This window comes from Bacteroidales bacterium (assembly GCA_014860575.1).
GTDB lineage: Bacteria > Bacteroidota > Bacteroidia > Bacteroidales > JAAYJT01 > JAAYJT01.
Genome location: JACZJK010000010.1, coordinates 1 through 14,212, shown reverse-complemented (window position 1 = coordinate 14,212; position 14,212 = coordinate 1). Strand labels below are relative to the sequence as shown.

Here is a 14,212-nt window from a genome sequence, read left to right as displayed (position 1 = left end):
TTTTATCTGAAATCTTGAATGTTGGTATTGCGTCTCATTACATTTTTATCACTGCCATCAGGATGGCAACTAAGACAGGCGTTGCTATTGTACACATAGCCGCTTACGCCCCGATGCTCATTGTCCATATCCGGTTTGTTGTGCTCATGACAGTCAATGCAACTGAACTGTGCATAGTTTGAAGGATTGGTATGGCAGTCGGCACAGGAATTCCACTCATCTCTATGTTTTCCTGAGTAGATTGGGAAAAATTGTGCATCATGGTTAAAGGTGGAAGGTGTCCATGAACTTTCTGTATGGCATTCAATACAGTTGGTCGGGAATTGGGCTGAAGCATGCGGTGGATCGTTTGTTTGGTTGTAATCATCGAGATGACAGCCAACACAGGTGTTGGGAGTATTTACATAATTCCCGTTATGGCAACTTGCGCAATTGTTCGAGATGGCTGCATGTGCACCATTAAATGGATAAATCTCATTGTGCATAGGAAATTCAGCTGGCTGCCATCCGGGTTCTGTTGAATGACAGCTCGCACAGTCATTTGGGATGCCTGCCGTAACATGGTTAGGATTTGTAGCCTGGTTATAGGCTGTGTTGTGGCAATCGTTACAAATCATTGTGGTACCTGCATACCCGCCTGCATGACAACTGATACAGGCTTCATCAATGTGTGCTCCGGTTAACGGAAATACTGTAGAATTATGATCAAATCCAACAGTGGCGTCTCCTGTAGGATGACATGCATAGCAGGCTGGGCTATTATAGGCATACCCTCCAATGCCATTATGCTCTTCATCCATATCTGGCTGGTTATGCTCATGACAATCAATACAACTGAACTGAGCATAGTTTGAAGGATTTGTATGGCAGTCGGTACAGGAATTCCACTCATCTCTGTGTTTACCTGAGTAAATTGGGAAAAGCTGTGAATCATGGTCAAAAGTTGAAGGTGTCCATGTACTTTCAGTATGGCATTCAAGGCAGGTGGTCGGGAATTGAGCTGAGGCATGTGGTGGATCGTTTGTTTGGTTGTAATCATCAAGATGACAGCCAATACAAGTGTTGGGAGTATTCACATAATTTCCGCTATGGCAGCTTGCGCAATTGTTTGAGATGGCTGCATGTGCTCCATTTAATGGATAAACCTCATTATGAATAGGAAATGTAGCCGGCTGCCATCCGGGTTCTGTTGAATGACAGCTTGCACAGTCATTTGGGATGCCTGCCGTAACATGGTTAGGATTTGTAGCCTGAATATAAGCTGTGTTATGACAATCATTACAAATCATTGTGGTTCCTGCATATCCGCCTGCATGGCAATTAATACAGGCTTCATCGGTGTGTGCCCCGGTAAGCGGGAATGCTGTAGAATTATGATCGAATCCAACTGAGGCATCCCCTGTAGGATGACAAGCTAAGCAGGAAGGACTATTATAGGCATATCCTCCAATTCCGTTATGCTCTTCATCCATATCTAGCTGGTTATGATCATGACAATCAATGCAACTGAACTCAGCATAATTTGAAGGGTTGGTATGGCAGTCGGAACAGGTGTTCCATTCACCATCATGTTTTCCAGAATAGACAGGGAAATACTGTTCATCGTGATTGAAAGTGGAGGGCGTCCAGGCGATTTCAGTATGACATGTCAGACACTCAGTTGAGAATTGAGCCGAAGTGTGTGACGGATTATTCGTCTGCTCATACTCGTTTTGATGGCAGCCAATACAGGTATTAGGGGTATTGGTATAATTGCCGGAATGACATGATGCACAATCGTTGGCTATTATAGCATGAGCACCGTTAAGTGCATAAAAATCATTGTGGATTTGAAAAGTGGCAGGTTTCCAACCCGGTTCAGTTGTGTGACAATCGGCACAAGCATTAGGAAATGAATTGCTTACATGTTCAGGATTAGTGGTCGCATTGAAATCTGTTTGATGACAAGCGTCGCAATTGCTGGCTGTTCCGGCATAACTGGTAGTATGGCACTCAATGCATCCCGTATTTATGTGTGCCCCTGTAAGAGGGAATTGAGTCAGGTTGTGGTTGAATGAACCCTTTTCACTGCCTGTTGGATGGCAGCCATAGCACGAAAGGCTGTTGTAGCTGTAACCGGCAACATCACCATGTTCATCATCCATATCACCCTGGTTGTGTTCATGGCAGTTTATGCAGCTGAATTCACCATAATTCGCGGGATTTGTATGACAATCACTGCAATCATTCCACTCCCCATTATGTTCTCCGGAGTATATTGGGAAGAATTGTGCATCGTGAGTGCTAAATTCCCGCCACGCATAGCTGCTAAGAAAATGACAATCGGAACAATTGGTTGAATACCCGGCTTCCACATGGCTTGGATTGGAAGTAGATGCATAGTCTGCCTGGTGGCAATCATAGCATTCGATCCCTACCGGTTCAAATTTCAATAATGATTCTGATGGGTGACAACTTGAGCATTCTGCATTTTTATGTGCCCCCAAAAGCGGGAAGCGGGTTTGTTCATGTATTTGTGCAATGTTCTGAATAAGCCAGAAATCAGCAGTATGGCATCTGGCACAGTCAGTTCCAACAGTTTGTTCGTGTATATCAGTATGACATGAAATACATGACGGTTCCGCATCTTTAAACACCAACGAAATGTGACACGACCTGCAGGAGGTTTGCTGATGTTGTCCGAGCAGGGGCATTGATGTGGTGTCATGGTCAAAAAGGATGCTGTCCGGATTGACCTTCCAGCTTTCAGTTGTGTGGCAATCTGCGCAGTTTGCCCCAAAATCCTTGCCGTGAGGATTTGTACTGACCTGGCTTAATGAGGTAAGCAGAATTACGGCTCCGATAATCAATGACAATTTTTGCATTTGATTTTTCCGGTTTTGTATAATACATATGGCTTTTCAACGCCATCCACAGATGGATGACATTTATTGCATGCAACATCTTTGTGTTTGCCATCAAGTTTGAAGCGTGCCCTGTTGTGGTCGAATGTTACCGGCTTCCATCCATCTGAGGTATGGCAGTTGCTGCAAATGGTTTTTCCGGTTTCTTCAAACTGACCAGCATGGTTGTCTGAATGGCAGCTTAGACATTCGGAATTTAATCCGGAGAACCTCAAATTGGTTTTTTCAAGCCCGGTTTTATTATCGTGGCACGAGCGGCAGGTCTGAATCTGGTGTTTCCCTTCAAGCCGGAAGGCGGTTTGGTTATGATCAAAGTTGATTTCTGACCACAAATTCATTGTATGACATTTTAAACAGTTCGATTCCGGATAGTATTTAGCATCAAGAAATGACTCATGAATATCCGTATGACAATCGTTACATTTTATTCCAATTTGCCTGAAGGACCATTCACCTGATTTCTTATGGCAGGCGAAGCATGGGGTAGCAATGTGAGCGCCCTCCAATTTGAATTGACTGTTATTATGGCGTTCTATCGTGTATGAAGAACCCTGGAAACCATTCTCGCTGTGGCATTCTTTGCAATCGGTTGTGATGTCATTTTTTGCAAATTGCCCTTTGTGGTAATCAGTGTGGCAATCGGAACATCTGTTATGCCTGAGTGGGGCAGTGAGGTTTCCTTTGTGGCATGATTTGCAGCTCACTCCACTGTGCATTCCAACAAGACTAAAGTCTGTTTTACTGTGGTCAAATGTGCTGATACTTTTGGGTGCATTAAATGACTCTTCTGTATGACAGTCGGTACAGTTTTGTCCAAACTTATTTTGATGAGGGTCCTGATGGCAGTTGACACAACTTTTATACTTAAGGCCAGTAAACTGCTGAAAGTCTTTACCATTTCGCTTAACCACTTCATGGCATTTTATGCATTCAACTGTTTTATGCTGACCTCTTAAAATGAATTTCGATTTATCATGGTTAAAGTTGGGGGCTGGTTTGAATGCCTCCTGGGAGTGACAATTCTCGCATGTTGAAGGAAGTGTCTGCTGATGGTAGTCGGTATGGCAGGTCAGGCATTGGGGGTTCAGACCGAGAAAAGTGTTCTTTTTCTTTTTTATATCCGGGTTTGCAATAAATTCTGCTTTATGGCAATCGCTGCATTCATTTTTTGCGTGTGCGCCTTCCAGCTTATATCCGGCAAGGTTGTGATCAAACAGGCTTTCATCAAAATGACGGATATCGAATTTTCTACCGTGGTGATCGCTGTGACAAGTAATGCAACTCTTTTTATAAACTTCTGAAGATGCGTGGTAGCCTTTCTTCTCATCAATCCTTGCTTTAATTTCTGTATGACAGGCCAGGCATTTATCATCTGATATTTTTGCTCCTAATGTATGGCATTTGGTGCAGTTTGATATTCCTTCGAGGTGTGCATGTGCCTCGACTAAATCGCCTGGTGATATCTGCCCTACAATGCTGCAGGTGAGAAACAGTGAAATGATAGAAATACCGATAACTTTTATTGCTATCATAACCAGGCTTTTAATTATGCTTTAAAATTGCTTCGCCAAATTTCTTTGTAATATGTATACCTAACTTCATCAGGAATTGAGTTGGAAGTTCGCCGCCTGCAAAAATATATACCAGATCGTTTTTAAATTTCAGTTGTTCTCCTGTTTTGCTGTTACTCAAAGTTATATCGTCTTTCCCAATTTCTACAATATTGGTGTTGAACCACATTTGAACCTGTCCTGTTGCTGCGGCATTGAGAATGCGTTCGCTGTTTTTAGGTTTTAAGCGGTTAAATACCTCATTGCGATAAGAAAGCACAACATTATTGTGTTCGGAAAGCAACAAGGCTGATTCCACAGCAGAGTCGCCTCCTCCCACAACCAATATTTCCTTATCTTTTATAACTTCAGGTTCAAGCAGCCGGTAAGCAACTTTTTCCTGCTGCTCGCCTGGCACCTCAAGTTTCCGTGGAGTACCCCGCCGACCAATAGCCAGTAAAATATTTTTTGTAGTAAATTTTTCGCCTTTAATCGTTTCTATTTCGAAATAATCCTCCATACTCACGATACGTTCAACCTTTGAATTTTCATGAATCGTGATGTCGTTTTTGCGAAGTGCATCCATCCATAAAGAAAGAAGTTCCGCTTTACTGGTCTCAAAAAGTTTCACTCTTCCATAAAGCGGGAGTTCCATAGCCGATGTCATCACAATTTTGGATCTCGGGAATGTGAAAACGGTTCCGCCAAGTGTATCCTGTTCCAGCGTGAGGCATTTTAACCGGTGTTTTTTTGCAGTTAATGATGCAGAGATTCCGGCAGGTCCTGCGCCCACAACAATCAGATCAAACATTGCTGTATGTTGCACCCGGCTTGATTTTGCAATGTTTTCGACAGCTTGTTTTCCTTGAGTTACAGCATTTTTTATCAGACCCATCCCTCCCAGTTCACCTGCGATATAAATTCCCGGAACATTGGTCTCAAATGATTGATTCACATGTGGTAACTCAACCCCGCGTTTTTCGGTTCCGATACACAGGGTTATTGCCTGTGTTGGGCAGGCATGAAAACAGGCTCCATGCCCGATACATTGTGAAGCATTGATGGTTTTGGCTTTACCGTTTACGATGCCCAAAATGTCTTTCTCCGGACAGGCAGCAATACAGGCACCTGTGCCGATACAACTGTTCGGATCAACCACCGGATGAAGGGAAACAGGTTCATACAGGCCTTCAAGTTTAGCCAAGGCAATTTTCTCCTCATTTATCCTCGATTTTTTCTTTTGCCTGCGAAAATATAAGAGGATGATACCAAGACTGAAGAGGAAAGTCAGGAAATAAACAACAATATTTTCAATCAGGGTTTCCATCGTTAAAAAATCCATTTATAACCAAATAGAATTGTAATTACAACATGAATGATCATGATAAAGAGCATGATCAGGGCAAAAGGCAGGTGTGCTACATGCCAGTATCTGAACAGGTTTTGCATGAAAAGCAGGCGATCAATTTTCCGGTTGAGCGAAAGCTCGTTCCTTACAAGGCCAACTACCTGATTCACTTCAACTCTTTTCAGGCCTTTCACTTTAAGCAATCTTTTTATACTACGAATGGTTGAAATGTCTCTAAAATACTTTTTAGTATAAGCCCCCAGGAGAGTTGTATTTTGAACCTCAACTTTTCTTCTTGTTGATTCAATGATCATGTTGTAGCTTAGGTCATCAAGATTGTATGAAGCCGATAAAGCCTCGCCGATATTACCTTTCATGTCGCGTACTTCGCTCAAGGAAAGTTCTCTGCCTTCAATTGAGCGGGGAATCTGTATATAAATAAACCGACCAATAATTCCACTAAAAAAAACAGCTACCATGCTCCAAAAACTGATGGCAACAATACCACCAAACTTAAAAGATGTATGAAACACTACCAGGATAGGGCCCAATGTGCATAGAAAGATATGAAACTCAAGCCAGTGTTTTAAAATTCCCAGCCTTGAAAGCGATCTCATCCGCTTTCTCATCACATAGATAATGACACCGATCAGCATCATTAACGACCCGATAATTCCGAATCCATGACCCCAAATTCCACTTGGCTTAAGTAACTTATAGTCTGGATGGAAAAAACGTTCTTCCAGGCCAACCCGGTAATAGGATATTCCACTGATAATCAGGATAGTCAGCGTTGCAATAACTATAAACGACAGCGCGAATATATAGATTTTATGAGCCCTTGACATGAAGAAATCAGATTATAAAAGTAAAGTTTCAGCAAGAGTGAATGATTCTTTTAAAGAGCTGGAGAAAGAATATTCAAAAGTAGGTTTTTTATTGACAGTTTAGTGCTGATTGCGTCAATTTAAACTGATTATAAATAGATTGCGAGGACTACATATACTGATTCAAGCAGTTCTTCTGAATCGGAACAAGGCATAAACTATAAAATAAAACTTATCTTTGCTCAGTCTTTATTGCGAAATGTACTCTCAAGATTTCCCTTGAGAAAATGAAGCAATATTCCTTTTGGCTATTCTGTACTGACAATTATTGCATTCGTAACAATCGCGTCGTAAAAATATCCGGAACCAAAATCTTTGTTCAGGGTAAGAATTCCTTCAATAGTAATGACCTGGCCTACCTTGGTTTCCATAGTTGATGTTACTGTCAAATCATATTTATCTGCGAAAGAAGAGCCGTCCTGGAGGTGTATCCAGTTCATGTTCATGATGCCTGGATTGTAATGAACCACCTGGCCCTTGATTTTAATTGTTTTGCCACTGTATAATTCCTTATTTTCAAACACATTGGCTATGTTGATCCCGTCTTCCGCTGCAGCTACCTGAATTTCATACTTTCGTACCTGTGCTTTCACCGGTTCATCACCTGATAGTGCATGCCCCTTAAGCACTTCTGCTGCAGAAGTCCCGACCGATTCGATGAAATAAACCGATTTGAAGGTTCGTCCGAGTTCCTTACTTTTAAAATTAACCATTTCATAACCTTCCTTATAATAAAATACTTCACCTGCCTGTGCTGTCATCTTGGGCAATGCAAGCCATTTGTCTGAATTATCTTCATCAACAAGAAGATAGGTGTACTGAGTTGTTTGTATAACCTCCTTCACCTTGCCCTTATGTATTCCTGAATTGTATGGAATGTCGTTTTTATTACCACCTGAATTACAAGCATTCACTAACAACCCTGCAAAAAGCAGTAAAAAGATATTTTTCATGGTTCGTGTTTTAATGAGTTGAAGCACAAAATTAACCAATTAACAAATGGCTGGACTTAGATATGAGGCATTTTTATGAGATATATTGGGGCATATGCAAATCATTTTCCAAGCGGGTAAACCTCTATCCCAACATCATCCACCCAAAGCGCTGCATTACCGTTAATCCAGAAAAACATTTTTAAGATATCCGTGGGTAATGGCTGGAACTCCGGTTCGGCAGCGAGAATGATTTTTGTCCATTGATTGTAGCTTACAACCATTTCGCTGCAGCGGAGGGTGCGTTGCCAAATGGTTTTGCCTTCACACTCTACGACCAGGTAAAGTGCGGCATCAGCGCCTGCTGATAGATTTACCTGTGCCGTGGATACAATTCTGATCGCAGCTTCAACGCCTAAATCTGCAAACGATGCAACCAGCGCCGGGCTTCCAGGTTGAGCGGCATCCAGTCGCCAGGAGTAATCGCCACTAAAGGAAATTGCGCTGTCGCGTACGCTGAGGTTACCAGTCCAGAAAGGGTATTGCTGCTCAAGATCGTTGAAAGAATGGAACAAAGGAATGCGCTTTTGCTGTTTGTCAAACACGCAAATCTGAACTCTGCCATCTTGTGGAGCTTTAACCTGATTCGGGAAATTCTTCCGGATGATTTCTTCAACCTCAAGGCCATGAAGCAAATTATATGAGACAAAAACAAGGTTTTCAATTTTGTTTTCTGAAACCATTCGATTCAGTTTGCTTTCAAAATGCAAGAGGTCAGTCTTCCGGCTAAAGCGGTGATATAGAACATGATAATTATCAGAATCAATAAAGGCGTTCATCAAATCCGGTGCATCCACATTCAGCACAAGTAGGGTAGTTTGAGGATCAGGGTTCAGAGCAGAAATATGCTTTGCGATTTTTTCAAAGCTTTTCAGCCGCTTCTGATCACTGCTTGTGATGCGGACTAAAAGCACTGCAACAAGCAATCCTGTTCCCACGGTAATAAAAATACACCAGACACGTCTTCGGTTTCCGGGTTCGTAAATTACTCTGAAAAGAATGACTGAAATGATCAGGATGAAGACAAAATAGGAAACATAAAAGGCTGTTTTCACCGTCTTATTATCGTAACTGAACTCCACAGTGCTTTTGCCTTCAGGAAGCAGACAAGAGATGAACAATTGATTGGCTGTGAAATGCTCGACCGGTTCGCCATTGATAAAAACTCTCCAGCCGGGGTAATCAGCCTGAATCAGGGTAAGCGCCTGGGCTTCGGCAATGCTCACTTCACAAAGAATGTGGTTGGGGTCAAACTTTTTCAGGATTATCTTATCATCTCTTTGTTGCGAACCAATTTGCGGACTGATGTTTTCATAAACCGTTTCATCCAGCCAAAGCAATCCTGGTTCAACAAGCGCTTCATTATATTCAGCAATAGGTTTGATGTGACCCGACAAAAACAGCGCAGGGTTTTTCAAAACGGATTCAAACATTGCAGGATAATCGCGTTGCAAGGATTCAAAGGCATCGAGCCGGAAACTGTTGAAACCATCGGCTGATACGGTTTTTGTGTAAATATTGGTGTTGCGCCAAAGCGGTTGCAATTCGGGTTTTATATCACGGTTCACAATAACCGGAACATCCAGATCGGGCAAAGGAAATCCTTCTGGCAGTTGATTAAGCGATTGCTGTAAGACCATTGGTTTGGGGTCAGAACCCACAGTAACAGGGAAATTCAACCTGACGGCCACTGTCATTTCCAGGGCCATAAAAACCAACAATAGTGCAATAAGTCCTTTGCCCTTCTTTTTGGTAAATACCAGTGCAACGATCAGCAAGGTCAGAAAAAGCAGTTGAATAAGCCCTTGCACGATGATGTGTTCATGCCGTGTAGAAGTTTCAAGCGTTTGGTTCAGGTTCAGGAAAAAATTGAGCGGGTTGAAGGTTTCAACATCAACAAATGGCCTGCTAAACAATACCAATGCTGCGATGATAACCGCAAAGAGCGCGATCATGATGGAGAACCTTTTGTAATACTTTTCCGGGCGCTCAAACATCCGGCTGATTTCAGCAGCGCCCAGCAGCACCATGGAGATCACCGTAAAGTATCTGAAAAACGCCGACATTCGGAAGAGGTTCATCATGGGCACATAATCGTACAACCATTCCCTGACCGGAGAGTGGCTACCAAAAGCTGCAAAAAGACAAACCAGGCCAAACAGCCAGAATATATTTTCCAGCGCAGATTTCTTCCTGAACCAGGCAATCAGATAAAACATTAGCATCACCAGACCAACGTAGGCATTGTTCATGCTGAGGTCGGTGTCGAAATATGCGGTGTCTTTCACCGAGGCAAAAGGCAACAGAAACGAAATCATGGAACGGGGCGAAAATGGCATAAACTGTGCTTCGGCCAGGCTGGTGCCACCAAATCTGCCAATGTGCGGGGAAACCTGCATAAAAGTAACGATCAGTACCGATGCAGATACCAGCACCAGAAGCGCCAGGCTCGCATTCATCAGCAGTAAACGCTTAAAATCATCATAGTTCTTATGGTAAATAAGACTGATGGCCCGGGTCAGAAAAATAATCAGCAATAAATAAAATAACATGATCGTCAGTGCCTGGTAGCCACCCGTAAGTTGCAGAAACATGAAAAACGAAAGTTTCCACAGCTCATCCCATTTCAAGTCCTGTTGCAGCCTGATGAAGAAATAAAGAATGTATGGAATCCAGGTTGCTGCTATAATCCCGAACATTTCCTGCCCGTGGCTCACAAAGAAACCCGAAAGCATATATACGATTCCTGCCAGCAGTCGTGCATATATATTTTGTGTAAAATGCCCGGCCAGTAAAAACATTCCCAAACCCGCCAGCGAAATGTAAGTGATAAATAAAAAGTGCAGGGTGTAAACGCTGTAACCACCAAAAAGCCCGACAATGATGGCCTCAGGATAGAAAACCGATCTGAGATCGGCATGAATAGGATAGCCCAGATGCTGGTATGGGTTCCAAAATGGAAACACCCCGTTTTGTATGCTTTCGCCAACGAAATAACGCCAGGGAAGGTAACAATCCAGCATGTCCCATTTCAGGCTGTATTGCAGCAGTGCGATGCCGGCGTAAGCAACAATGCTCACTGCAAGAAAAAAGATGTAGGTTTTAAGCAACACTATTCCAGAGCCGGTTCTGCCTGCTTCGAACGGATCAAGTTTAAAAAGATTTCTGAAATTCATCATTAAGATTATGCGGTTCCAAAAGTAAGTAACCCATTTCAGCCAGGCAAATGAAATCATCAAAACTGCGCTGATTAAACAATATTTAGCGGTTCGGGCAGTTAATAATTCATCAGGTTTATAAACAAATACACCATCATGCGTTACAATACACTACTGTTCATTTCAACCATGCTGTTTTTGACCCAAGCTGCCTTATCTCAAAGTGTTGGCATTGGAAAATGGCGCGAACATCTTCCCTACCATCAGGTAACCCATGTAGCTGAAACCGGCGATTTGATTTATGCAGCCACACCTTATAGCATTTTCTCTTACGATAAAGAGGATGCAAGCATCACAAGGTTGAATAAAATCAATGGTTTATCGGACATTGGTGTCAGCACTATCATATCTAACCCCAGCCAGTCAACCCTGATAATCGCATACAACAATACAAATATTGACCTTATCCAGGACGGAAAAATTATCAATATCAGCGATATCAAACGCAAGCCCATCCTCGGCAACAAAATAATCAACAACATTTCCTTTATTGGCGATCTGGCTTACCTGGCCTGCGGTTTTGGGATCGTAGTTATGAATGTGGAACGCCATGAAATAGTTGACACTTATTTTATCGGACCCGATGGCAGCAATATCAATGTACTGGATGTTGCCTTTCATGAACCAAGCAGGTATATTTATGCTGCCACAGAATCAGGCATTTACAAAGCAGATATTGATACATCAAACCTTGCTAATTTTGAATACTGGGCCGTGGATGAAACCATGGGCGACAAGGCATACAACCATATTGAGCAATTCAAGGACATGTTAATCGTAAACAAACCGGGAACCAACGATACTTCCGACACACTTTTTGCCTACAACGGCAGCTCCTGGGATTATTTTAATGTGAGCGAAACTTCAAGAGTAAAAAGCATCAAAGCCAATAGCGATCATTTACTGGTTTCACATTTGTATTTTGTTTACCAGTACAATCAATCTTTGCAGGAAGTAACAAAAGTATGGACATATAATCCAGGCTCTCCGAATCCAGAGGATGCGCTTATAAGCAAAGAAGGCCTTATTTATGTCGGGGATCGCAACAATGGACTCGTAAAGCGAACTGATGAATGGACTTATGAATTTATAAGGCCCTCAGGGCCGGCGACTACTGATGTTTTTGCCATGCAGGCACACCAGAATTATCTGTGGGTTGTTCCGGGCGGCAAAACAAGTTCCTGGGGAAGCATGTGGAAAGGGGGATTGGTTTACGGTCTGGATGATGGAAACTGGAGGGCATTTAATCGCTGGAATACTCAGGGGATGGATCATTTATTGGACCTGCTTTGCATTGCTGTTGATCCCAACGACCCAACACGATTTTTTACAGGTTCATGGGGCGCCGGACTCATTGAAATGAAGGATGGCGTAGTTACCGGTACTTACGATGATCAGAACAGCTCCCTTGAATACAGTGTTTACAACCCAAGCTGGATGGGAATTGGAGGTGTCGCCTTTGATGCGCAAGGAAATCTTTGGGTCACAAACAGCAGTGCGGCAAACCTTCTTTCAGTTAAAAAAACTGATGGAACCTGGCGCTCATTCAGCCTCAGTCCGGTTGCAAGCGCTATTGACCTGGGAGGAATAACAATTGACAAATCCGGGCAAAAGTGGATGCTGGTTCGTGACCATGGCCTCATCGTTTTCAGCGATATGGGCACAATTGATAATACAGCCGACGATAAAGTTAGACGCTTGTCGGGCGCAACAGGCAACGGAAGCTTGCCAGGCGCTACGATCATGAGCCTGGCAGTGGACCAGAACGGCGAGCTTTGGATCGGAACCAACGAAGGCGTGGCAGTGATCCGTAATCCTGAAAATGTTTTTACCGGTGGCAATTTCGACGCTTACCGCCCCATTATTGACCAGGATGGTTATGGTGCCTATTTACTGGATTCAGAGGCTGTAACAGCTATTGCTATTGATGGTGCGAACCGTAAATGGTTCGGCACCGACAGGGCAGGGGTTTTCCTGATGTCAGCCGATGGCCTTGAAAAAATCTACCATTTCACCGAAGATAACAGTCCTTTGTTGTCGAACTCAATTACCTCTCTGACCATTGATGGAAACGGTGAGGTTTTCTTCGGAACTTCACGAGGCATCATAGGTTACCGCGCCGAAGCGACCCCTCCCCCTCCGGTGTTTACCGATGTGGTTGTTTTCCCTAATCCGGTAAGGCCCGAATATGAGGGCATCATCGCGGTACGTGGGCTTGTGAAAGATGCTGACATTAAAATCATGGATATTGCCGGCAACCTGATTTTCAAGACCCGGGCGTTTGGCGGACAGGCCATCTGGAATGGACGGAACTTCGATGGCCGCAAGGCTCAGTCGGGTGTTTACCTTGTTTTTATTTCTAATAACGACGGCAGCGAAACCCTGGCAACCAAGATATTATTCATGAATTAATGCCATGTTGCATCATACCCGCGGCATTGTACTTCACCATCTTCGTTATTCTGAAACCAGCGTAATTGCCCGGATCTACACCGAGAAATTTGGCTTGCAATCCTACCTGATCCGTGGAGTGCGATCGCCAAAAGCCAAAATCAGGCTGGGATCACTTGAACATCTCACTTTGCTTGAGATGGTAGTCTATTACCGTGAAGGCAGGAGCTTACAGAATATCAAAGAGCTTCGTCCGGCTTATGCTTTCCGATCCATGCACAGCGATATCAGAAAGAGTTCGCAGGCTTTGTTTATCAATGAAGTGATATTCAAATCGGTGAAAGAGGAAGAGTGCAATACGGCTCTTTTTGATTTCCTGTTTGCTTGTATTGAAGAATTGGACAATCCCCAGGTATTTTCCCCGCATTTCCATCTTGCATTTATGGCAAGGCTGGCTGGTTTTCTCGGATTCGCACCACGATTAAATTATACTCCACAGTCCTGGTTCAACTTGCAGGAAGGCCATTTTGAAGAAATGCAGCCATTGCATTCGCATTCTATCGCGCCAGAACATGCAGGATATTTTAATTTTTTACTCAACAAGCCTGCACCTGAAGATCCTCAAATCATGATCCCCGGCAGTTCAAGAAAAGTATTACTTGAAAAACTGATAGAGTTTTATGAACTCCATCTACCATCTTTTGGCGGATTGCGTTCGCCGGAAATATTGCATGAAGTGCTGAAGGATTAGCCTTAACCCCGCCAGGATTCAGTTTGCAGACTCACTAGTGTCCCATTAAAATTGGGACGCTATTAAAAATTAAACAAATTTGGCTCATTAAGCCTAAATCGTTCTTTGTCATTTTGAAATTTAGTTCTATGGAATAGGTCACGAAGATGCGTTTTATCGGTTAATGATATAC

9 protein-coding genes are annotated in these 14,212 nt (G+C 43.1%); 2 read left to right on the top strand and 7 right to left on the bottom strand.

Features of this window, described 5'->3' with window-relative positions; all coding sequences use genetic code 11:
* Positions 1-2: 2 nt before the first annotated feature.
* The 6 genes from IH597_01790 to IH597_01765 form a co-directional block, all read right to left on the bottom strand.
* A complete protein-coding gene (locus IH597_01790) occupies positions 3-2,864 on the bottom strand; it encodes a hypothetical protein (GenBank protein MBE0661172.1) in 2,862 nt (953 codons plus the stop codon).
* Entirely contained in the window at positions 2,846-4,435 is a 1,590-nt protein-coding gene (locus IH597_01785) for a cytochrome C (GenBank protein MBE0661171.1), read from the bottom strand. Before IH597_01785 ends, IH597_01790 begins: the two co-directional genes overlap by 19 nt.
* 10 nt (positions 4,436-4,445) lie before the next feature.
* A complete protein-coding gene (locus tag IH597_01780) occupies positions 4,446-5,780 on the bottom strand; it encodes an NAD(P)-binding domain-containing protein (GenBank protein MBE0661170.1) in 1,335 nt (444 codons plus the stop codon).
* 2 nt (positions 5,781-5,782) lie between these two features.
* Positions 5,783-6,649, bottom strand: a complete 867-nt coding sequence (locus IH597_01775) for a hypothetical protein (GenBank protein MBE0661169.1) — start codon at positions 6,647-6,649, stop codon at positions 5,783-5,785.
* A gap of 287 nt (positions 6,650-6,936) precedes the next feature.
* Positions 6,937-7,641: a hypothetical protein gene (locus IH597_01770; protein ID MBE0661168.1), complete on the bottom strand. Its 705-nt coding sequence runs from the start codon at positions 7,639-7,641 to the stop codon at positions 6,937-6,939.
* A gap of 101 nt (positions 7,642-7,742) precedes the next feature.
* Complete coding sequence (locus IH597_01765) at positions 7,743-10,859, bottom strand: hypothetical protein (GenBank protein MBE0661167.1); 3,117 nt, start codon at positions 10,857-10,859, stop codon at positions 7,743-7,745.
* Between the two features lie 135 nt (positions 10,860-10,994).
* Here IH597_01765 and IH597_01760 point away from each other — a divergent pair, with 135 nt between their 5' ends.
* Entirely contained in the window at positions 10,995-13,310 is a 2,316-nt protein-coding gene (locus tag IH597_01760; GenBank protein MBE0661166.1) for a T9SS type A sorting domain-containing protein, read from the top strand.
* 4 nt (positions 13,311-13,314) lie between these two features.
* Positions 13,315-14,040 (top strand): DNA repair protein RecO, encoded by a 726-nt coding sequence (gene recO / locus IH597_01755; protein ID MBE0661165.1) that lies wholly within the window; start codon positions 13,315-13,317, stop codon positions 14,038-14,040.
* Between the two features lie 62 nt (positions 14,041-14,102).
* On the opposite strand, the gene IH597_01750 is transcribed toward recO, so the two are convergent.
* A partial coding sequence (locus tag IH597_01750) for an IS4 family transposase (GenBank protein ID MBE0661164.1) occupies positions 14,103-14,212 on the bottom strand: 110 nt, incomplete at its 5' end.